Below are 22,041 nucleotides of genomic sequence, written 5' to 3' on the forward strand. Positions count from 1 at the left end.
AGTTCATGTACTACCCCTTCGTTCGTAAAGCCCTTTTCCAGCTCGACCCTGAGCGCGCTCATGAATTGACATTCCAGCAATTACGTCGTATTACCGGAACGCCTCTGGCCGCGTTGGTGCGCCAGCATGTGCCGGTAAAACCTGTGCAATGCATGGGGCTGACCTTTAAAAATCCGCTGGGTCTGGCGGCCGGTCTGGACAAAAACGGCGAGTGCATTGATGCCCTGGGCGCGATGGGCTTTGGCTCCATTGAAATCGGCACCGTTACCCCGCGCCCGCAGCCGGGAAATGACAAGCCGCGCCTGTTCCGACTGGTGGAAGCCGAAGGGCTGATCAACCGCATGGGCTTCAATAACCACGGTGTTGATCATCTCGTCGAGAACGTAAAAAAAGCCCACTTTGACGGAATTCTGGGCATCAATATCGGCAAAAATAAAGACACGCCGGTCGAGCAGGGTAAAGATGACTATCTGATTTGTATGGAAAAAGTCTACGCCTATGCCGGTTATATTGCGGTGAATATTTCTTCCCCCAATACCCCGGGGCTGCGATCCTTACAATATGGTGAGGCGCTGGACGATCTTCTGAGTGCCATTAAAAATAAACAAAATGAACTCCAGTCGATCCATCATAAATATGTTCCTGTCGCGGTTAAGATCGCGCCGGATCTTTCTGCCGAAGAATTGATCCAGGTTGCCGACAGTTTAGTTCGTCATAATATTGATGGTGTGATTGCGACCAATACCACCCTCGATCGCTCCCTCGTGCAGGGAATGAAAAACTGTGACGAAGCGGGTGGGTTAAGCGGGCGTCCGGTGCAATTAAAAAGCACTGAAATTATTCGTGCTCTGTCTGCGGAATTAAATGGCCGTCTGCCGATTATTGGCGTCGGTGGCATTGACTCGGTGATTGCTGCGCGCGAGAAGATGGCAGCGGGTGCGTCACTGGTGCAAATCTATTCCGGTTTTATTTTTAAAGGGCCGCCGCTGATTAAAGAAATTGTTACTCATATCTAATCTTTTCTCTTAATCAGACAACCAGGGCTTTATTTCCAGCCCTGGTTGTTTTATATTCCGTCACTGTTGCTTATTTAGACATTATAGTCTTTTATTAATGGTGTTATAAACGAAGCGGCGATCAGGACATTTTTAGTACAGGACGTTTCGGGGACGGGAGAGAAACATGCGAATTAAACCTGACGATAACTGGCGCTGGTATTTTTGCGACGAGCATGACCGAATGATGCTCGACTTAGCCAATGGCATGTTGTTTCGCTCTCGTTTTGCCCGCCGAATGTTAACCCCGGACGCCTTTTCCCCGTCAGGCTTTTGCGTTGATGACGCTGCGCTGTATTTCTCCTTTGAGGAAAAATGTCGCGATCTGGTGCTCTCGAAAGAGCAGCGTGCCGAGCTGGTATTAAATGCGCTGGTGGCTATCCGTTTCCTGAAACCGCAAATGCCAAAGAGCTGGCATTTCCTGCCGCACGGCATGAACTGGACCCCGGCAACGGGTGATGCGGCCAGCGTCAATCTGAGCGATACCGCAGAAGAGGTGAGCCTGCTGGTGGTGGAGCCCGGCGAAAATGCCGCGCTCTGTTTGCTGGCCCAGCCCGGCGTGACGATTGCCGGGCGGACAATGCAGCTTGGGGATGCCATTAAGGTTATGAACGACAGGCTGAAGCCCCAGCTTCGCGTGGATGCCTTCAGCCTCGAGCAGGCGGTTTAAGCTTCCAGCTGTACGGACGTTTTCGGGACGCAGCTACAGCACAGAATTGTGCCGTCATTTCCAATTGCCGATTTTTTCAACGCACTCACTTCGCCATCCACCAGCCTGATGCGGCAGCATCCGCAAATTCCTGCGCGACAGGAATAGGGGATGCGGATCCCTGCTTGTTCCAACTGCTCAAGCAATACCTGCTGGTTATTACCCCGGATCACGTTGCCCTGCCAGTGAATCTCTACCGCAGCGGCGACGTTTGTCTCAACGTCGACAAACTCCTCTTCCTGACCCGAGCCGTACACCCTTGCTGGCCCACGGGCGAGCACTTCTACCTCATCACCAACGCGGATCGCGCCGCTGGAGCGCGGGATCAGGTTCTGGCCGAAATCGACATCACCGTTATCCTGCGCGGTGCGGAATGACTGCAGCGTCTTCAACGGTTCGCCGGAAGGGTGCTTCTGACCTTTCTCCGGGCTGACCGTCGTGAAAATGCAGCGGCTGCACGGCTTCACCACGTCAAAAATGACGCTGCCAATGCGGATCACTTTCCAGGTATCTTCGTCCCAGGCCTCTGCACCCGTCACCACCAGGTTCGGACGGAACTGTTCCATCTGAACGCTGGCTTTGCAGCGGCCTTGTAAATCACGCAGCGAGGCTTCGTTGGTCAGCAGGAACGGGAAGCCATCGGCGAAGGAGAGGGGAACGGCATCGTGGCGCTTCACGCGACGCGTCAGTTCAGGCCCAACCCAGCGCAGCTGCACGTCACGGGAAAAGAAGTCGCTCAGCCAGCGGTTAATCTCATCCGGGGCGATGCGCGCGGTAAAATGATTACCCCACACTTCCGTTGGCGCATCGACGGGCGCAAAATCAGCAAAGCGAATCACCGCGCTGGAACCGTCCGGTGCGGTAAGGTGCAAACCGTCGTGAAGCGGGGAAGGGGTAAAGCGAACCATCTGAGGGAACTGGCGTGCGGTAATGAACGTACCGTCAGGCTCGGTGACCATAAAAATACGATCAAAGGCAAATCCGCTCATGTCGGCCAGCGCGTGAGAGACGCCGATGCCGCGCATGGATTTCACCGGATGAATAAAAAGCCTGGATAACGTCGCCACTGCACACTCCCTCGAATGAAAATAAGCCTTCAACTTTATGACATACACGCCATATTAGCTATAATGCGCGACAATTTTCTAAGAGTAAAAGTGACGATATGAATTCTCTGTTTGCCAGTACGGCCCGTGGGCTGGAAGAGCTGTTAAAAACTGAACTGGAAAGCCTGGGCGCGCAAGAGTGCCAGGTGGTTCAGGGTGGTGTCCATTTTGAGGGCGACACGCGGCTTATTTACCAGAGCCTGATGTGGAGCCGCCTGGCGTCGCGCATCATGCTGCCGATGAAGGAGTGCAAGGTCTATAGCGACCTTGATCTCTATACCGGCGTACAGATGATCGACTGGACAGAGATCTTCACCCCGAATGCCACCTTTGCGGTGCATTTCAACGGCGTGAACGACGAGATCCGCAACAGCCAGTACGGAGCCCTGCGCGTAAAAGACGCCATTGTGGACTGCTTCACGCGTAAAAATAAGGAACGTCCCAACGTCGATCGTGAAAACCCCGATCTGCGTATTAACGTCTGGCTGAACGGCGACACGGCGAGTATCTCCCTCGATCTGAGCGGCGCGGGCCTGCACCTGCGCGGCTACCGCGATCGTACCGGCATGGCACCCATCAAAGAGACCCTGGCGGCCGCGATTGTGATGCGCTCCGGCTGGCAGCCGGGCACGCCGCTGCTCGACCCGATGTGTGGTTCCGGTACCCTGCTGATTGAAGCGGCTATGCTGGCCACCGACCGCGCGCCGGGACTGCACCGCGGCCAGTGGGGCTTCAAGGGCTGGGCGCAGCACGATGAAGCGCTCTGGAAAGAGGTCAAAGACGACGCGCAGACCCGCGCGCGGAAGGGGCTGGCGGAATATACCTCTCATTTCTACGGCTCCGATAGCGACCCTCGCGTCATTGAGCGTGCGCGCAGCAACGCCCGCCGTGCTGGTATCGGCGAGCTGGTCACCTTTGAAGTGAAAGACGTGGCCAACCTGACCAACCCGCTGCCAAAAGGCCCGTACGGTACCGTCATCAGCAACCCGCCATACGGCGAACGTCTCGATAGCGAACCGGCGCTGATTGCCCTGCACAGCCTGCTGGGCCGCAATATGAAGGACCACTTCGGCGGCTGGAACCTGTCTCTGTTCAGCGCCTCGCCGGAACTGCTGAGCTGCCTGCAGCTGCGCGCCGATCGCCAGTTTAAAGCGAAAAACGGCCCGCTGGACTGCGTGCAGAAAAACTACCATCTGGCGGAGAAGGCGGCCGACAGCAAGCCGTCCGGCGTGGCGGAAGATTACGCCAACCGCCTGCGCAAGAACCTGAAGAAATTTGAGAAGTGGGCGAAGCAGGAGGGCATTGAATGCTATCGCCTGTACGATGCCGACCTGCCGGAGTACAACGTGGCGGTTGACCGCTACGCGAACTGGGTGGTGATTCAGGAATATGCGCCGCCGAAAACCATTGATGCACAAAAAGCGCGTCAGCGCATGCTGGACGTCATTGCCGCCACCATCGCCGTGCTGGGTATTGCGCCAAACAAGCTGGTGCTGAAAACGCGTGAACGTCAGAAAGGCAAAAACCAGTACCAGAAGATGGGCGAGAAGGGCGACTTTATCGAAGTGGGCGAATACAACGCGCGCCTGTGGGTCAACCTGACCGACTATCTGGATACCGGTCTGTTCCTCGACCACCGTATCGCCCGCCGCATGCTGGGCCAGATGAGCAAAGGCAAGGACTTCCTGAATCTCTTCTCCTATACCGGCAGCGCCAGCGTGCATGCCGGTCTGGGCGGCGCGCGCAGCACCACCACGGTGGATATGTCCCGTACCTATCTGGAGTGGGCGGAGCGCAACCTGCGTCTTAACGGCTTAACCGGACGTCAGCATCGCCTGATGCAGGCTGATGTGCTGGGCTGGCTGCGCGATACCGACGAGCAGTTTGATCTGATCTTTATCGATCCGCCGACCTTCTCCAACTCCAAGCGTATGGAAGATAGCTTTGATGTACAACGCGATCACCTGCGCCTGATGACCGACCTGAAGCGCCTGCTGCGCAAAGGCGGCACCATTATGTTCTCGAACAACAAACGCGGCTTCCGTATGGATCATGACGGCTTAGCAGCCCTGGGACTGAAAGCACAAGAAATCAGCCAAAAAACGCTGTCTCAGGACTTTGCCCGTAACCGTCAAATCCATAACTGCTGGTTGATTACCGCGGTCTGAAAGGAAAAATAAATGTCTTTAATTAGTATGCACGGCGCGTGGCTCTCCTTCAGCGACTCACCGCTTCTCGACAATGCAGAACTGCACATCGAAGATAACGAGCGCGTCTGTCTGGTGGGCCGTAACGGCGCGGGTAAATCCACGCTGATGAAAATCCTTAACCGCGAACAGGGGCTGGATGACGGGCGTATTGTTTACGAGCAGGATCTGATTGTCTCCCGCCTGCAGCAGGATCCACCGCGTCACGTGACCGGCAGCGTTTACGATTTCGTGGCGGAAGGGATCTCCGAGCAGGCTGAATACCTGAAGCGCTATCACGAGATTTCGCATCTGGTGATGACCGATCCGAGCGACAAAAACCTCAACGAACTGGCGAAAGTGCAGGAGATGCTCGATCACCACGGTCTGTGGCAGCTTGAAAACCGCATTAATGAAGTGCTGGCACAGCTCGGCCTGGAACCCGATATGGAGCTCTCGGCGCTCTCCGGCGGCTGGCTGCGTAAAGCGGCCCTGGGCCGCGCGCTGGTCAGCGGGCCGAAGGTGCTGCTGCTGGACGAACCGACCAACCACCTGGATATCGAAGCGATCGACTGGCTGGAAGGTTTCCTGAAAACCTTCAGCGGCACCATCATCTTTATCTCGCATGACCGTTCGTTTATTCGCAATATGGCGACGCGCATTGTCGACCTCGACCGCGGCAAGCTGGTGACCTATCCCGGCGATTACGATACGTATCTGCTGGAGAAAGAAGAAAACCTGCGCGTGGAAGAACTGCAGAATGCCGAGTTCGACCGCAAGCTGGCGCAGGAAGAGGTCTGGATCCGCCAGGGCATCAAAGCCCGCCGTACCCGTAACGAAGGCCGCGTGCGTGCCCTGAAGGCGATGCGTCGCGAGCGCAGCGAACGCCGTGAAGTGATGGGCAGCGCCAAAATGCAGGTGGAAGAGGCGTCCCGTTCCGGCAAGATTGTCTTTGAAATGGAAAACGTCAACTATCAGGTTGACGGTAAAGTGCTGGTGAACGATTTCTCCGCGCAGGTTCAGCGCGGCGACAAAATTGCGCTCATCGGCCCGAACGGCTGCGGTAAAACCACGCTGCTGAAGCTGATGCTGGGCCAGCTGCAGGCCGACAGCGGACGTATTCACTGCGGGACCAAGCTGGAGGTCGCCTACTTCGACCAGCACCGCGCGGAGCTGGATCCGGACCGTACGGTGATGGACAACCTCGCCGAAGGTAAGCAGGAAGTGATGGTGAACGGCAAGCCTCGCCACGTGCTGGGCTACCTGCAGGACTTCCTGTTCCATCCGAAACGCGCCATGACGCCGGTGCGTGCGCTGTCCGGCGGTGAGCGAAACCGCCTTCTGCTGGCGCGCCTGTTCCTGAAGCCAAGCAACCTGCTGATCCTCGATGAACCGACGAACGACCTGGATGTCGAAACGCTGGAATTACTCGAAGAGCTGATTGACGGCTATCAGGGCACCGTGATGCTGGTCAGCCATGATCGTCAGTTCGTTGATAACACCGTGACCGAGTGCTGGATCTTCGAAGGTGAAGGGCGAATTGGTCAATATGTCGGCGGTTATCACGATGCAAAAGGGCAGCAGGCACAGTCGCTGGCGACGAAGCAGTCAAAGTCCAAAATAAGTTCTGAACCTGCTGTAACAAAAGCAGAAACTGTCAAGAAAACCTCGGCTAAACTAAGCTATAACCTGCAGCGCGAACTGGAGGGGCTACCGCAGCGTCTTGAAGAGCTGGAGGCTGCGCTTGAGGATCTGCAAAAACAGGTTGCTGATGCGTCATTCTTTACTCAATCGCATGACTATACTCAGAAAGTACTGTCAGAACTGTCCGCGGCTGAAAAAGCCCTGGAAGAAGCATTTGAGCGCTGGGAGTACCTTGAGTCTCTGAAAAACGGCGCATAAACAGGGATAACATATGTGTGACCAGCACCATGCCGACAGGCATATTTTATGCTCGCAATGCGATATGCTCGTGGCGTTGCCAGAGCTTGGTCACGGACATAAAGCCCTGTGTCCACGTTGCGGTGCGACGTTGACAACCGAGTGGGACGCGCCGCGGCAGCGTCCCACTGCTTACGCTCTGGCAGCCTTGTTTATGCTGCTCCTCTCCAATCTCTTCCCCTTCATCTATATGAAGGTGGGGGGGATCACCAGCCAGGTGGATTTGCTTGAAATCCCGGGTGTGATGTTCTCAGAAGATTACGCCAGCCTGGGGACCTTTTTTCTCCTGTTTGTCCAGATAGTCCCGGCTTTTTGCCTGGTCGTCATCCTTTTGCTGGTGAACCGCGTCAGGATGCCGGCACCGCTGAAAATCCGACTGGCGCGTATTCTTTTTCAGCTCAAAAGCTGGGGGATGGCCGAGATTTTTCTGGCGGGGATTCTGGTCAGCTTCGTGAAGCTGATGGCGTACGGCGACGTGGGGATTGGCAGCAGCTTTATTCCCTGGTGTCTGTACTGCGTTCTGCAGCTGCGCGCCTTCCAGTGTGTGGACCGACGCTGGGCGTGGGACGATATCGCGCCAGCGCCGACGCTTGCTCAGACGGTGAAGGTCGGCGTGCCCGGCATTCGCCAGGGGCTTCGCTCGTGCCCGTGCTGTACCGCCGTGCTGCCCGCCGATCTCAACGTCTGTCCGCGCTGCGAAACAAAGGGGCACGTACGCCGTAAAAATAGCCTGCAGTGGACGATGGCGCTGCTGGTCACGTCCGTCATGCTGTATCTGCCAGCCAATATTCTGCCAATCATGATCACCGATTTGCTCGGTGACAAAATGCCCTCGACGATCCTCGCCGGGGTGATACTGCTCTGGGGCGAAGGTTCCTATCCGGTCGCTGGCGTCATCTTTATCGCCAGTATTATGGTGCCCACATTAAAAATGATCGCCATCGCCTGGCTCTGTTGGGATGCGAAAGGGCATGGGAAACGCGATAGCGAACGCATGCACCTGATTTATGAAGTGGTCGAGTTTGTCGGACGCTGGTCAATGATTGACGTGTTTGTCATCGCCGTTCTCTCTGCGCTGGTGCGGATGGGCGGTTTGATGAGTATTTATCCTGCGATGGGGGCTTTAATGTTTGCACTGGTCGTGATCATGACCATGTTTGCGGCCATGACCTTCGACCCTCGTTTATCGTGGGATCGTGAGCCTGAATCAAGCCATGAGGAAGAGTAAGAGCATGGAAAATAAGAGTGGAGAGGCGAAAGTGCAGAAGGTCAAAAACTGGTCTCCGGTGTGGATTTTTCCCATCGTGACTGCGCTGATCGGTGCCTGGATCCTGTTTTATCATTACAGTCATCAGGGACCGGAAGTGACGCTGATAACCACCAATGCCGAGGGGATTGAGGGCGGTAAAACGACCATCAAAAGCCGTAGCGTGGATGTGGGCGTGGTCGAAAGCGCAACCCTGACGGACGATTTAACCCATGTGGAGATTAAGGCGCGCCTTAATGCCGGCATGGAAAAACTGCTGCACGGCGATTCCGTTTTCTGGGTCGTTAAGCCGCAGGTGGGGCGAGAAGGGATCAGCGGCTTAGGGACGCTGCTTTCGGGCGCCTACATTGAGCTGCAGCCCGGCGCTAAGGGTAACCAGCCAGCCAAATACCAGCTCCTGGACTCACCGCCGCTTGCGCCACCTGATGCCAAAGGTATCCGCGTGATCCTCGACAGCAAAAAAGCAGGTCAGCTCACGGCGGGCGACCCGGTTCTGTTCCGCGGCTACCGGGTCGGGTCGGTTGAGAAAAGCACATTTGATCCGCAGAAACGCGCGATCAGCTATCAGCTCTTCATTAATGCGCCAAACGATCGCCTGGTCACCAGCAATGTCCGCTTCTGGAAAGACAGCGGGATCGCGGTGGATCTGACCTCGGCAGGTATGCGCGTTGAAATGGGTTCGCTGACCACACTGTTTGGCGGCGGCGTAAGTTTTGACGTGCCGGAAGGCCTGGATTTAGGGCAGCCGGTCGCAGAGAACACCGCTTTCCGTCTCTTTGACGATCAAAAAAGCATTCAGGATGCGCTCTATACCGATCACGTTGACTTCCTGATGTTCTTTAAAGACTCCGTTCGCGGCCTGCAGCCGGGGGCGCCTGTTGAGTTCCGCGGTATTCGCCTCGGTACGGTTGGGCAAGTGCCGTTCTTCGTCCCGGGTCTGAGCCAGATGCTGGATGATGACTATCGCATTCCGGTGCTGATCCGCATTGAGCCGGAGCGTCTGCTAAACCAGATTGGCGAAAATCAGGATATTGCAGCTCATATCTCTCAGCTGATGGAACGCGGTTTGCGCGGGTCGCTGAAAACCGGCAACCTGGTCACCGGTGCGCTGTATGTGGATATGGACTTCTACCCGAAAGCACCGCCAATTACCGGTATCCGTGAATTCGGTGGCTATAAGATCATCCCAACGGTGAGCAGCGGCCTGGCGCAGATCCAGCAGCGTCTGATGGAGACGCTGGATAAGATCAACAATCTGCCACTGAATCCGATGATTGAAGCGGCGACCGGGTCGTTACATCAGAGTCAGGAGACAATGCAGCGCCTGCAAACCACGCTGGATAACATCAACAAGATCACGGCGAGCCAGAGCATGCAACAGCTGCCGCAGGACATGCAGAAAACGCTGCGTGAGCTGAACCGCAGTATGCAGGGCTTCCAGCCGGGCTCAGCAGCCTATAACAAGATGGTGGCAGATATGCAGCGTCTTGATCAGGTCCTGCGTGAACTGCAGCCTGTTCTGAAAACGCTCAACGAGAAGAGCAACGCGCTGGTGTTCGAAGCGAAAGATAAAAAGGATCCTGAGCCGAAGAGGGCAAAAGAATGAAAAAGTGGCTATTGATGGTTGGCGCTCTGCTGTTAACGGCGTGCAGTTCAGGGGTAGAGAATAAAAGCTACTATCAGCTGCCTGTGGCGACCCACAGCGGCGGGCAAAGCACGGCGAGTCAGGGAAACCGCCAGCTGTGGGTTGAGCAGGTTGCCGTGCCGGATTATCTGGCAGGAAACGGCGTGGTCTATCAGACCAGCGACGTTAAATATGTGATTGCGACCAACAACCTGTGGGCCAGCCCGCTGGATCAGCAGCTGCGCAACACGCTGGTGGCCAATCTGGGTAGCCAGCTTCCGGGCTGGGTTGTCGCGTCGCAGCCGCTGGGTAACGATCAGGATACGCTAAACGTCACCGTAACGGGCTTCCACGGCCGCTATGACGGTGCAGTGGTGATCAGCGGGGAGTGGTTGCTGAATCATCAGGGGCAGCTGATTAAGCGTCCTTTCCATCTGGAGCTGAAGCAGCAGAAGGATGGCTATGACGAAATGGTGAAAGTCCTGGCTCAGGGTTGGGCGCAGGAGTCGGCCAGTATCGCGAGAGAGATTTCCCGGCTGCCATAAGTAAAATTCATCATCAAAAACCGCAATCGGTCTGTCGCTGATTGCGGTTTTTTTTCGTTTTCACTTCAGGTTGTTACTTGTGCCACGTCACAATTTTTGTACAAATGATCTTCCAGGTAGCTCACAAATATGACACCCGTATGAATTTTGAACATTGACGATGCGACTAATTCGGGGTATTCGTTATCTGTGCCTGTGCAGATAGTGCAGACACTGTTTTCTTTCCACCAGACAAAAGAATGAGGGAAACGAGGCATGAAGAGACAGAAACGAGATCGCCTGGAACGGGCTCATCAACGTGGTTATCAGGCCGGCATCGCTGGACGTTCTAAAGAAATGTGTCCTTATCAGACGATAAATCAAAGGTCACAATGGCTTGGAGGCTGGCGAGAAGCCATCGGCGACAGGGCACTCATAGCCTGATAACGTCTCTTTTAAAAAAGAAACCTCCGCAATGCGGAGGTTTCGCCTTTCCGGGGGTGCAAAAAGCACGATCAGAACGCGGACGTGTCCTGGAACAGGCCAACCTTCAGGTCGCTTGCGCTATAGATCAGACGACCGTCGACCAGCACTTCGCCATCAGCCAGGCCCATAATCAGGCGGCGGTTAACGATGCGCTTGAAGTGAATACGATAGGTCACTTTCTTCGCTGTAGGCAGAACCTGGCCGGTGAATTTTACTTCGCCTACGCCCAGCGCGCGGCCTTTACCTTCACCACCCAGCCAGCCAAGATAGAAGCCAACCAGCTGCCACATCGCATCCAGACCCAGACAGCCAGGCATTACCGGATCGCCGATAAAGTGGCAACCGAAGAACCACAGGTCCGGGTTGATATCGAGTTCTGCTTCTACGTAACCCTTATCGAAGTTGCCGCCGGTTTCGGTCATTTTCACGACACGGTCCATCATCAGCATGTTCGGGGCCGGTAACTGTGGGCCTTTCGCGCCAAACAGTTCACCGCGACCAGAGGCAAGAAGATCTTCTTTTGTATAGGATTCGCGTTTATCTACCATGTTCTCAGTAAGCCTTATTTTAGTGAAGGACGCAGGATAGCTAACACGTGTACGCTGAACAAGTCCGATCAGTTCGAACTAAACCAGCCCAGCCAGCGTAACGGCCATGGATAACGATGACGAGCATCCTGCTGTGTCGCCTGAGCAATACGCTCCTGGATAGTCTGCATCAGGGTGGTTTGCCCTTCGCCATCCCATACCAGGTTTGTCAGTAAGGGTAGTGCATCCTCAATCCCTTCGATGGCCCAGATAGCGAACTGCTCATGTTCAACCGCATCCAGGATCTCCTGACTGAGGCTTAAATGGCGTGCGTTGGGAGCCGGAATAATCACACCCTGCTTGCCGTTTAAACCGCGCTGCTGACAGATTGAGAAGAAGCCTTCAATTTTCTCGTTGAGGCCACCCACAGGCTGCGCACGACCAAATTGATCCACCGAACCGGTGATCGCGATGTTCTGATTGATGGGCACTTCCGCCAGGGCGCTGATTAAGGCGCACAGTTCAGCCATAGAGGCGCTATCGCCATCCACTTCGCTGTAGGACTGCTCAAACGTCAGCGAGGCGGAGAAGGGGATCTGTTGCTCAAGCTGCAGTTCAGACATTAAAAACGCCTGCATGATCATCATGCCTTTGGCGTGAATGTTTCCGCCCAGCTCGGCTTTGCGTTCGATATCGGTAAACTCGCCATCGCCAATATGCACAACGCAGCTGATACGAGACGGCTCCCCGAATGCGCGCGGATGGCCAGGAAATTCAATTACCGACAGGGCGTTAATCTGCCCGACGCGTTCGCCTTCGGTTTCCACCAGAATTTGTTCCAGCAGAATTTCATCCTGCATACGGTCAGCAAGATAGCCTTCTCGCCACTCTCGTTGAGCCAGCATCTGGGTGAGTTGTTCTCCGGTGAACGCACCGTTACCGCTAATCACACCCACTTCACGCAGCTGCTTGCCGATCCAGAGCGGGCAGAGTGGCAGCGTTTCCTGGTCACCGGTATAGCGCACCGCTTCGCGGATCAGGCCTGGCCACGCGTCAGCCGCAGGCGTTGGCAGCGCAAAACGTTCGGCAACGGCCATCACCCACTGACACCACTGCGCCATATCGTCGGCATCGGCAATCTGGATATTGTCTTCGTATTCGCTATATACCGCCTGCTCAGCCAGTTCCGGCTCCATTTCCTGGAAATCCGCCAGCGATTCACGATCGCCCGTCAGCACGACGGTTAACGACAGCGGCATAGACGGAACAGAGACGGGCAGAGGACGGGACTCATCGTAGCCGACCCAGTCGAAACGCTGCTGGTGCACGATGGTTTTCAGACGCATCCACAGCAGCGGCTGCGAGAGCAGGGTACGCAGTGAGATAATCAGAACACCGCCATTTGCGCGATGTACCAGCCCCGGCTGCAGCGAAAGCTCGCCGTTAAACTGGCGCAGACAACCAAAGAGTTGTTCTGCCTCGACCCAGTTCGCGGTAATCACCTCGCCCTTGGCGGCAAAACGACCGTCGGCCTGTGCCGCCGGTTCGAAAGTGACATCATGTCCCGTAATACGATACTGGCCGCCAAAAACGGCATTCGCTTCCGGCTTTAACTGACGCACGGCATCCCCGAACAACGTCAGGTATTCCGCTTCTTCCGGGGCTTTGAGCAGCATAAAAGGCGCAGTTGCCCATGGGCTTAATACCTGCTCCAGCGCGTAATGCAAACGGGGCTGCGTATCGCTAAGGATGAATTCGTGTTCTTTTGCGAGATCTGGCTGTGCAAACAGTTCCTGATAACTTTCGGTATCCGGAACAAGGTCACGCCATGCAAGTTTCGTAATGGTCAAAGTTGATGTTTTTTAGTCAGATGTAAAAGCGTGGAGTATACCGTAAGCGGGGGGCTGTACCCAAGCAGGATTGGGGATTTCGACAGGGTGATTGGCTGCATTCACTCACAGGATATGATTTCTTTTCAGCAGATTGCTAAAAAACTGATATTCTGAACAGAGTTACGTGGTAACACTGAGATCGCAATGAAATATCAACAACTGGAAAATCTCGAAAGCGGCTGGAAATGGAAGTACCTGGTCAAAAAGCACCGTGAAGGGGAGCTGATCACCTGCTACATCGAAGCCAGCGCTGCACAAGAAGCCGTGGATATTTTGCTGACCCTCGAAAATGAACCGGTACAGGTTAACGGCTGGATTGAGAAACACATCAATCCTGCCTTGTTAAACCGGATGAAGCAAACTATCCGTGCGCGACGCAAACGGCATTTTAATGCTGAGCATCAGCACACGCGCAAAAAATCAATCGACCTGGAATTTGTTGTCTGGCAGCGCCTGGCCGGGCTGGCACAACGACGGGGCAAAACGCTGTCGGAAACCATCGTGCAGCTGATTGAGGATGCAGAACATAAAGAGAAATACGCCAACCAGATGTCGACACTGAAGAACGACCTTCAGGCGCTGTTGGGTAAAAAGTAGATTTTTTTACTTTTCTTCAGACAATAAAAAACCCCGCATTGCGGGGTTTTTTTATAAGACGATAACTTATGCCGCTGGCTGAGTTACAACGTCTTTGATGCCTTTAACTTCGATCTCTACGCGACGATCTGGAGCCAGGCAGTCGATCAGTGCAGCGCGAGCTTTCACGTTGTCACAGGTGTTGCCAGTAACTGGGTTAGATTCGCCCATACCACGTGGGGAGATCTTGTTAGCTGGGATACCTTTAGAGATCAGGTAATCAACAACAGACTGAGCACGTTTCTCAGACAGTTTCTGGTTGTAAGCGTCAGAACCGATACGGTCGGTGAAGCCCAGAACCACTACAGAACCGTCTTTAGGATCCAGGTTGCTCAGCTGGGTGTACAGCTGATCCAGTGCCTGCTGGCCTTCTGGTTTCAGAGTCGCTTTGTTGAAGTTGAACAGAACGTCAGACTTCAGAGTGAAGTGCTTGGTCTGTACTTCTGGAGCTGGAGCCGGCGCTGGAGCAACAACTGGTGCTGCTTCTTCCTGCTGGCCGAAACGGTAGGAAACACCTACGCTCAGCATGCCGTTGTCTGGACGAACACCAACGGTGTTGCCGTCGCCGATGTTGTTAACCCACTGGTATTCCAGACGGGTAGCGATGTCACGGGTCATAGCCCACTCAACGCCACCAGCGAATACTGGGGAAACACCGGTGTCATGGTCGTCGCCAGCGATGCTGTTGCTGGAGTCAGCGCGCCATACCATGCCGCCCAGACGGGTGTACACGTCCAGATCGTCAGTTACTGGGTAACCCAGTTTAGCGGTCAGCTGAACGCCCTGTGCTTTGAAAGCGCCGTTTACGGTGTCGCCTTTGTATGGCATACGACCTAACCAGTCGTAACCCATTTCAAAACCAACATACGGGTTAACCTGATAGCCACCGAACGCACCTGCACCAAGCTGGCTCTCGTGAGTTGGGCCATCATTGTTCAGGCTGCTGTTGTACCAGCCAGTGTCGTGGAACTGAGACCAGCCCAGTTTACCACCTGCATACCAGGTATTATCTTTCGGAGCGGCCTGCGCTACGGTAGCGAAGCCAGCCAGTGCCACTGCAATCGCGATAGCTGTCTTTTTCATTTTTTGCGCCTCGTTATCATCCAAAATTCGCCATGAAAGTCTCAAGAGAGAATCACGGTTAAATCCTTCACCGGGGGGCGTGGTCAAATATAAATCTACCGATATCTTCGGCTTAGGCCGAGCACCCCTGGCGATGTAAAGTCTACAACGTAGCTGAAAACTTACAAGTGTGAAGTCCGTCAGGCATATGAAAAAAAAAGTTCCGTATACCGATTATTTAACATTTTTCGAACGAATTTTGTGCAATAAAATTAAGGAGAACCGCACCAGACAAGCCTTGCCGCAATTTTGAGGTCGGGAACTAAAACCTCATCTTGCGGTCAAAAAAAATTCCAGGAAAAATCTTAATTTCACTCAATGATACAAATTTGAGTGAATTTTTAGCCCAGAAAGTTGTCCTCTGCGGTAAGAATCCGATCGAACCGGACGCATAATGAACCCGATCGCATTCCCTTCTTCAGCAGCTTCAGTCAGGCGGAAATGTTCCTCTTCCGTCAACTCTTCCGTCAACTCTTCCGGTAACCAGCCAATCACCACGCTGTAATTCCCTGTGCGTAACGCGCGGATCATCGACTCAACGGTATCGCAAGGCGAGAGCTGATTAATCTGCATGACCTTGGTCAGCGGAAGGCCGGCGGACTGAACCCACTCGCGGCTCAGCTTTTGCTGAGGCGTGAGCCAAAGCTGCCAGCGCGATTGCTGACCGAGCTGTTGTAATAACGGTAGTAACAGAAGTTGCGTTAACAAGGGCTGGTCTTCACGATAAACCACTTCACTGATAATCCCTGTGGAAACACGCTCGACGGAATTCTGCGCGACATTGCCTGCGGCAGAAGAGAGAGAGATTGCGCGATTTGCATAGCCTGAAGTGTGCATATTCATTCCAGCCCTGTAGTTACTGTATGGATATACAGTAACTCCTGTATGCCCAAAGATCAACCTCATTTTCGGAAAGCGACTCGCAAAATTCATTCAATCTTGATGCCCCTCGAAAAATCATCTTGCTCAATGACGATAAGTTGCCTATTTTCCTGCTAACGGATCCGCTAGTAAGAAATTTTGTTGTTAGTCTATGATTCTGAAGGGAAATATCATGAAAAAGATATCTTATGAACGGATTTATAAATCCCAGGAATACCTGTCCCCGTTGGGCGAGATTCATCATCGCGCGCTGTTTGGCGGCTACACCCTGGCGGTGGATGATGCGGTCTTTGCCATGGTGTCCGATGGCGAACTTTATCTTCGTGCGTGTGAGGAGAGTGCAAAATACTGTGTAAAAAACGCCTCCTCCTTTTTGACGTTGATGAAGCGAGGCCGCCCGGTGCTGCTCAACTATTATCGTGTGGATGACGGATTATGGCAGGACAGGGAGCGGTTGCTTCAGCTCTCCTCGTTTGCGCTCAGTGCGGCAAGGAAAGAGCGCTACCAGCGTCATCAACGAAACCGTCTTAAGGATCTGCCGAACCTGACCTTTCAGCTTGAAGTCTTGCTCTTTGAAGCCGGTATCACCAATGAAGAAACGCTGCGGGCGTTGGGCGCCAGAGCGAGCTGGTTGAAGATGCGGGCAAAGAATAAAGCGCTCAGTATTAAAGTTCTGTTTGCGCTGGAAGGGGCTATCGAAGGGCTGCATGAGGCGGCACTCCCGGCAGGCATCCGCCGGGAGCTGACGGAGTGGTTTAATGCGCTGCCTGAGCCACAGGAGAGTCGTTCCTCCAGATAGCGATGTGCTGTTGCAGCCGACAAATTTCAGGCAGCAGAGCGATAAGCAGGCCTATCTGCTGAAGAACCAGCGGCGCTTTGCTGTCGTTTCCCGGGTCAAGGTGCGCAATGCGTTGAGCCAGTTCATCCAGAGCCTGTTGCACACGCGGTTCATCGGCTGGGCGGTGATGCAGTGCATCATCGACATAGCAGACGGCGTCATCAAGGAGGTTGAGAATTCCCGGGTTGGTGAGCTTCTCACGGTGGGCCCCCAGCGTCGAAATATAGCTGGTGAACGTATGGTTAAGGCAAAGCAGGCGAAACGCGGTTTCACGAATCTCTGCCGTGGCGCGTGGCTCCGTTGACATATTAGAGACAACGGAAGCCAGTTCAGCATCACTGTTATGCGCGTCGCGACGTGCTATCCGGTAAGCCAGACGGTTATCGCGGCCCTGGTGATACTGCTCCAGAATAGCGTCAAGGTAACGACAGTTGGCATTCATCGCCCTGTCTACCACGCGCGGCAAATTGCGAAAACGCCAGTCCGGCCAGATAAAGCTGACCGCGGCCCAGGCGATCGCGCAGCCAATCAGCGTATCAATCACGCGGGGCAGGGCGACTTCAAACCCTTCACCCAACAGATTAAAGCAGAGCAGCACCAGCAGCGTGATGAACATGGTGGCATGGGCGTACTGCACGTTGCGAAACGCGAAAAACAGCACGCCGGTGATCACAATCAGAATCAGCTGCCCTTCGACGGAAGGCACGAAATAGAGCACCGGCAGGCCGATTGCGACGCCGACCAGCGTGCCGATAATGCGCAGCGCAAGACGGTGCCGGGTGGCGTTATAGTTCGGCTGACAGACGAACAGGCTGGTCAGCAGGATCCAGTAGCCATGATGCAGCCCGGTTATCTGGATAAAGGCATACCCGACGCAGAGCACCAGCGACATTCTCACCGCGTGGCGGAAGAGAGCCGACTCTGGGGTAAAGTTGCGGCTCAGGCGAAGCCACATATCGCTAAAACTGTGCACGCTGTCATCAGCAAGCTGATTGTCCACTTCACTGGCCGGAAGTGCCATCGCCTGCTCGGACTCAATGGTCGCCAGCTGTGCGTCAATCGCCCGCAGGTTGTTCAGCAGAAAGCCCAGCGCTTTGATGTGTTCCGGTGACGTTCCGCTGGCCTGAACGCGGTCGAGCGCCGCGTCAAGATGGCTGAAGACGCGTTCAAAACGTGGGTCATGCTGATAGGGCGTGCGCAGCAGAATGGAGCGCGAGAGCTGCTGGCACGCCTGGGACTGCATGGACAGCAGGCGCTGGAAGCGGAACATCACGTCGCTATAGCGGAACTTCTCGCGCAGGGCGGCATACTGCACGTGTGAGGAGCTGGCACGTTCATGAATGTCCTGGGCGGCAAAATAGTAGTGCAAGGTTCTTCGCGTTCCGCGCTGACCACGATCGCCGCGCAGACGGGTCAGCAGAGAGGCTTTTGTCTGGTTGAGGGTGGCAACCAGCTGGCCATTAGCCAGCGCCAGATCGTAGAGCGGCGCCTGGCTTTCTTCCTCGATATCCGGGTCGAACAGCCGGGATTTCAGTTCCAGATAGTGGGCTAGCTGCTCAAAGCTGCGGGCAAGGTTGTCCTGCAGAGGGCGAACCGGGAAGAGCAGATGACCGGTTAAGGTCAGCAGGTTATACCAGATGGCACCGAGCAACAGCAGAACCGGCTGCTGGTACCACTGGTCGTAGAGGGATGCGCCCAGCATGGTGTAGATGGCGATCAGCAGGGCGCCAAACGCGATAGTGGCATAGCGCTGCCCAAGGCCGCCCAGCAAAATAAACCCGCTGGTTGAGAGCGTCAGACCCAGGGCAAACAGCCAGGGCCAAGGGAAAAGTAACTCAACGGACGCTGATGCAATAAAAAAGCAGACGAGCGTGATGACCAGGTTACGTAAACGCCCGGCCAGACGATCGTCCAGGTCCGCCAGCGCCCCGGCCACAACGCCCAGCGTGAGTGGGATGGTGAGTTTGACATCATTCAGCCACCAGGGCAGGGCAACCGTGCCGCAAAGCGCGATAAATATCCTGACGTTATAAAGCCAGGTGCTGTTCCAGGTATAACGGCGAAGCAGTGGGCTTAGCATAAACGCGGCCAGTCCTTAGTTACTGAAAACGACGACGCGCATTGGCTTCACGCGCCGCCTGGGCCACTTCGACCGGAACAACCCTGCGCCCGACGGGCCAAAGAGCGATCGCGGCGATCTTAAAGTTCGCGATCCCAACCGGAATACCAATAATCGTGATGCACTGCGCAATCCCCGCAAAAATATGCATGATGCAGAGCCACCAGCCGAAGAAAATCAGCCACAGAATGTTCAGCAGGGTTCCGCCCGTATTCATCAGGGCGTTTTTGTTCTCCGGATTCAGCTCGTCAACGTGGATGGCTTCATTCCCGTAGGGGACGAAGGAGAGTTTTGTGATTTCCCAGCAGGAGCGGGTCAGGGGGAGCGTAAAAATCAGGACGATGCTCACCAGCGTGGCAAAAAGCCAGGAAAGGGTGGTGGCAAAACCGCCCAGCACAAAATTCAACACATTCAGAACGGTACGCATAAACCCTCACTTCCTTTCGATAAAATTAACGCCCAATGATTGTAACGTTTTTTTAGGCTGGAGCACCTTAAAACTGGCAGTTACACTGTCAGGTAAATTATCTCTTCGTGGATTTGGCGGAACATGGAACTGAAAGCAACGTCGTTAGGCAAACGTCTGGCGCAACACCCTTATGACAGGGTGGTTCTCCTCAATGCCGGGGTAAAAGTCTCCGGAGAACGCCACGAATACCTTATTCCGTTTAATCAGCTTCTGGCTATCCACTGCAAACGCGGGCTGGTGTGGGGCGAACTGGAGTTCGTACTGCCTGACGATAAAGTCGTGCGTCTTCACGGCACCGAGTGGGCAGAAACCCAGCGTTTTCATCATCACCTGAACGCGCTCTGGCAGCGGTGGAGTCAGGATATGAGCGTGATTGCCGCCGGGGTGCTTCAGAAGGTGCTGGACGATATCGCGCAAAGCAACGCGCAGCATTCGTGGCTCACCCGTCAGCAGACCGCCGGGCTACAGCAAAAAATCCGGCAGGCACTCTCGGCGCTGCCGATCTCCGTGACGCGTCTCGAGGAGTTTGACAACTGTCGCGACGCCTGGCGCCAGTGCCAGGCCTGGCTGAATGATAAGGATAAAAGCCGGCTCGCCCATAATCAGGCCTGGACGGACGCCATGCTCACCCAATACGCCGACTTTTTCAGTACGGTGGAGTCTTCGCCGCTCAACCCGGCCCAGGCGCGCGCGGTGGTTAACGGCGAGCAGTCGCTGCTGGTGCTGGCGGGGGCCGGTAGCGGTAAAACGTCGGTGCTGGTGGCCCGTGCCGGCTGGCTGCTGACGACCGGGGAAGCGGTCGCCGATCAAATTCTGCTTCTGGCCTTTGGTCGCAAGGCGGCCCAGGAGATGGACGAACGGATCCAGGAACGTCTGCATACCCGGGATATCACGGCCAGAACCTTCCATGCCCTTGCCCTGCATATTATTCAGCAGGGCAGTAAAAAAGTGCCTGCTATCAGTAAGCTGGAAAACGACGCGCAGGCGCGTCAGGCGCTGTTTATCAAAACGTGGCGCCAGCAGTGCAGTGAGAAAAAGGCGCAGGCGAAAGGATGGCGTCAGTGGCTCGAGGAGGAGCTCAGCTGGGACGTGCCGGAAGGCAGCTTCTGGCAGGATGACAAACTGGCGCGTCGGCTGGGTTCACGGCTTGACCGCTGGGTCAGCCTGATGCGAATGCACGGCGGAACGCAGGCAGAGATGATTGAAAGCGCGCCGGAGGCGATCCGCGATCTGTTTTCGAAGCGGGTCAAGCTGATGGCGCCGCTGCTGAAGGCCTGGAAAACCGCGCTGAAAGCGGAAAATGCCGTCGATTTTTCCGGCCTGATCCATCAGGCCATCATCATTCTTGAGAAGGGGCGTTTTGTCAGTCCGTGGAAGCATATTCTGGTGGATGAGTTCCAGGACATCTCTCCGCAGCGTGCAGCATTGCTCTCAGCGCTGCGGGCGCAAAATAAGCATACCTCGCTGTTTGCGGTGGGGGATGACTGGCAGGCCATCTATCGCTTCAGCGGGGCTCAGCTTTCGCTGACGACCGCATTCCACCACTATTTTGGCGAAGGCGATCGCAGCGATCTGGACACGACCTACCGCTTCAATTCACGGATTGGTGAAATTGCCAACCGCTTTATCCAGCAGAACCCGCATCAGCTGGCAAAACCGCTCAATAGTCTGCGGCCAGGGGATAAAAAAGCCGTGACCCTGCTGGCGGACGATCAGCTGGAACCGCTGCTGGACAAGCTCAGCGGTTACGCGAAGCCCGATGAGCGTATCCTGGTGCTGGCGCGTTACCATCACCTCAAACCCGAGGCGCTGGAAAAAGCGGCCACCCGCTGGCCGAAGCTGCAGCTTGAATTTATGACGATTCACGCCAGCAAAGGGCAGCAGGCCGACTATGTGATTGTCATGGGGCTGAAAGAGGGCAGCGACGGTTTCCCGGCTCCGGCCCGCGAGTCGGTCATGGAGCAGGCCTTGCTGCCGGTGCCGGAAGACTTCCCGGATGCCGAAGAGCGGCGTTTGCTGTATGTGGCCATGACCCGCGCGCGCCATCGCGTGTGGCTGCTGTTCAATAAAGAGGAGCCATCCGTGTTTGTCGATATTTTGAAGAGTATTGATGTGCCGGTGGCGCGGAAGCCTTAACGAAGACGGGCAAGGATGGGTAGGCCGGGTAAGGCGTAGCCGCCACCCGGCAAAAAAAGCTACTTCAATCTCTCTGAAAGATAACGCTGATAGTCCGGAATAAGGATATCTACCGGCGAGTTAAACTGCGGCGATTCGATGATGAAATCCGCCGTCGAGAGGTTTGTCGCCACCGGAATATTCCACACCGTCGCCAGACGCAGCAGGGCTTTGACATCCGGGTCGTGCGGAACCGCGTTCAGCGGATCCCAGAAGAAGATCAGCACATCAATCTTCCCTTCGGAGATCTGCGCGCCGACCTGCTGATCGCCACCCATCGGGCCGCTCAGCATGGCGTTCACCTCCAGACCCGTTTCGCGCTGGATCAGGTTACCGGTAGTGCCGGTTGCCGACAGGGCGTGCTTTTCCAGCAAAGACTGATGGCGGCGAACCCAGTTAAGCAGCATTTGTTTACAGTGATCGTGCGCCACCAGAGCAATGTGTTTGCGTTCTGGGAGCGTGCGTGTTGTCAGTTCCATAATC

The 22,041-nt window shown here is 55.2% G+C and carries 19 protein-coding genes; 11 read left to right on the forward strand and 8 right to left on the reverse strand.

The annotated features are described in order from the left end of the window. The first annotated feature begins 5 nt into the window (after nucleotides 1–5). On the forward strand, nucleotides 6–1,016 hold the full coding sequence (gene pyrD, locus ACMWJS_RS00590) for a quinone-dependent dihydroorotate dehydrogenase (RefSeq protein ID WP_023618346.1): 1,011 nt from the start codon (nucleotides 6–8) through the stop codon (nucleotides 1,014–1,016). 166 nt (nucleotides 1,017–1,182) lie between these two features. After that, nucleotides 1,183–1,725 (forward strand): cell division protein ZapC, encoded by a 543-nt coding sequence (zapC, locus tag ACMWJS_RS00595; RefSeq protein WP_032651189.1) that lies wholly within the window; start codon nucleotides 1,183–1,185, stop codon nucleotides 1,723–1,725. Here the strand turns inward: zapC and ACMWJS_RS00600 are convergent. Next, nucleotides 1,722–2,831 carry a YcbX family protein gene (locus ACMWJS_RS00600; RefSeq protein ID WP_334755290.1) on the reverse strand — a complete coding sequence of 370 codons (1,110 nt, stop codon included), beginning with the start codon at nucleotides 2,829–2,831 and terminating at the stop codon, nucleotides 1,722–1,724. The two genes, zapC and ACMWJS_RS00600, sit on opposite strands and share 4 nt — an antisense overlap. A 98-nt stretch (nucleotides 2,832–2,929) precedes the next feature. Between ACMWJS_RS00600 and rlmKL the strand changes: the two genes are divergently transcribed. From rlmKL to rmf, 6 genes are all read left to right on the forward strand, one after another. Next, on the forward strand, nucleotides 2,930–5,038 hold the full coding sequence (gene rlmKL, locus ACMWJS_RS00605) for a bifunctional 23S rRNA (guanine(2069)-N(7))-methyltransferase RlmK/23S rRNA (guanine(2445)-N(2))-methyltransferase RlmL (RefSeq protein ID WP_414746444.1): 2,109 nt from the start codon (nucleotides 2,930–2,932) through the stop codon (nucleotides 5,036–5,038). A gap of 12 nt (nucleotides 5,039–5,050) precedes the next feature. After that, entirely contained in the window at nucleotides 5,051–6,958 is a 1,908-nt protein-coding gene (locus ACMWJS_RS00610; protein ID WP_167212489.1) for an ABC transporter ATP-binding protein, read from the forward strand. 13 nt (nucleotides 6,959–6,971) lie between these two features. Continuing rightward, a complete protein-coding gene (pqiA, locus tag ACMWJS_RS00615) occupies nucleotides 6,972–8,225 on the forward strand; it encodes a membrane integrity-associated transporter subunit PqiA (RefSeq protein WP_414746445.1) in 1,254 nt (417 codons plus the stop codon). Between the two features lie 4 nt (nucleotides 8,226–8,229). Further along, nucleotides 8,230–9,870: an intermembrane transport protein PqiB gene (pqiB, locus tag ACMWJS_RS00620; protein ID WP_024907768.1), complete on the forward strand. Its 1,641-nt coding sequence runs from the start codon at nucleotides 8,230–8,232 to the stop codon at nucleotides 9,868–9,870. Next, entirely contained in the window at nucleotides 9,867–10,433 is a 567-nt protein-coding gene (gene pqiC, locus ACMWJS_RS00625; protein ID WP_045908366.1) for a membrane integrity-associated transporter subunit PqiC, read from the forward strand. Before pqiB ends, pqiC begins: the two co-directional genes overlap by 4 nt. Nucleotides 10,434–10,688: 255 nt before the next feature. Continuing rightward, nucleotides 10,689–10,856 (forward strand): ribosome modulation factor, encoded by a 168-nt coding sequence (gene rmf, locus ACMWJS_RS00630; protein ID WP_013097261.1) that lies wholly within the window; start codon nucleotides 10,689–10,691, stop codon nucleotides 10,854–10,856. A gap of 71 nt (nucleotides 10,857–10,927) precedes the next feature. Here rmf and fabA read toward each other — a convergent pair whose 3' ends face one another. Next, nucleotides 10,928–11,446 (reverse strand): 3-hydroxyacyl-[acyl-carrier-protein] dehydratase FabA, encoded by a 519-nt coding sequence (gene fabA, locus ACMWJS_RS00635; RefSeq protein WP_008499931.1) that lies wholly within the window; start codon nucleotides 11,444–11,446, stop codon nucleotides 10,928–10,930. Between the two features lie 68 nt (nucleotides 11,447–11,514). Beyond that, nucleotides 11,515–13,275, reverse strand: coding sequence for an AAA family ATPase (locus ACMWJS_RS00640; RefSeq protein WP_414746446.1), 1,761 nt, complete (start codon nucleotides 13,273–13,275; stop codon nucleotides 11,515–11,517). A 186-nt stretch (nucleotides 13,276–13,461) separates the two neighbouring features. Here ACMWJS_RS00640 and matP point away from each other — a divergent pair, with 186 nt between their 5' ends. Further along, on the forward strand, nucleotides 13,462–13,914 hold the full coding sequence (gene matP / locus ACMWJS_RS00645; RefSeq protein ID WP_008499929.1) for a macrodomain Ter protein MatP: 453 nt from the start codon (nucleotides 13,462–13,464) through the stop codon (nucleotides 13,912–13,914). Nucleotides 13,915–13,980: 66 nt separating this feature from the next. Here the strand turns inward: matP and ompA are convergent, their stop codons facing one another. Both ompA and sulA read right to left on the reverse strand, forming a co-directional pair. Beyond that, the gene (gene ompA / locus ACMWJS_RS00650) at nucleotides 13,981–15,036 is read right to left on the reverse strand and encodes a porin OmpA (RefSeq protein WP_008499928.1); all 1,056 of its coding nucleotides are present in this window, start codon (nucleotides 15,034–15,036) and stop codon (nucleotides 13,981–13,983) included. Nucleotides 15,037–15,390: 354 nt separating this feature from the next. Further along, nucleotides 15,391–15,912 carry an SOS-induced cell division inhibitor SulA gene (gene sulA, locus ACMWJS_RS00655; protein WP_414746653.1) on the reverse strand — a complete coding sequence of 174 codons (522 nt, stop codon included), beginning with the start codon at nucleotides 15,910–15,912 and terminating at the stop codon, nucleotides 15,391–15,393. 217 nt (nucleotides 15,913–16,129) lie between these two features. On the opposite strand from sulA, the gene ACMWJS_RS00660 reads away from it, so the two are divergent. Next, nucleotides 16,130–16,756, forward strand: a complete 627-nt coding sequence (locus ACMWJS_RS00660; protein WP_023618860.1) for a TfoX/Sxy family DNA transformation protein — start codon at nucleotides 16,130–16,132, stop codon at nucleotides 16,754–16,756. Here the strand turns inward: ACMWJS_RS00660 and yccS are convergent. Both yccS and ACMWJS_RS00670 read right to left on the reverse strand, forming a co-directional pair. Beyond that, the gene (gene yccS, locus ACMWJS_RS00665; protein ID WP_414746447.1) at nucleotides 16,713–18,875 is read right to left on the reverse strand and encodes a YccS family putative transporter; all 2,163 of its coding nucleotides are present in this window, start codon (nucleotides 18,873–18,875) and stop codon (nucleotides 16,713–16,715) included. The two genes, ACMWJS_RS00660 and yccS, sit on opposite strands and share 44 nt — an antisense overlap. 19 nt (nucleotides 18,876–18,894) lie before the next feature. Further along, nucleotides 18,895–19,341 carry a YccF domain-containing protein gene (locus tag ACMWJS_RS00670; RefSeq protein WP_023343701.1) on the reverse strand — a complete coding sequence of 149 codons (447 nt, stop codon included), beginning with the start codon at nucleotides 19,339–19,341 and terminating at the stop codon, nucleotides 18,895–18,897. Between the two features lie 123 nt (nucleotides 19,342–19,464). On the opposite strand from ACMWJS_RS00670, the gene helD reads away from it, so the two are divergent. Then, entirely contained in the window at nucleotides 19,465–21,519 is a 2,055-nt protein-coding gene (gene helD, locus ACMWJS_RS00675; RefSeq protein WP_414746448.1) for a DNA helicase IV, read from the forward strand. A 59-nt stretch (nucleotides 21,520–21,578) separates the two neighbouring features. On the opposite strand, the gene mgsA is transcribed toward helD, so the two are convergent. Beyond that, the gene (gene mgsA, locus ACMWJS_RS00680; protein ID WP_008499922.1) at nucleotides 21,579–22,037 is read right to left on the reverse strand and encodes a methylglyoxal synthase; all 459 of its coding nucleotides are present in this window, start codon (nucleotides 22,035–22,037) and stop codon (nucleotides 21,579–21,581) included. Nucleotides 22,038–22,041 lie beyond the last annotated feature (4 nt).

Origin of the sequence: Enterobacter sp. HK-058-C-ECC, from assembly GCF_047531125.1 — a bacterium.
Taxonomy (GTDB): Bacteria; Pseudomonadota; Gammaproteobacteria; order Enterobacterales; family Enterobacteriaceae; genus Enterobacter; species Enterobacter quasiroggenkampii.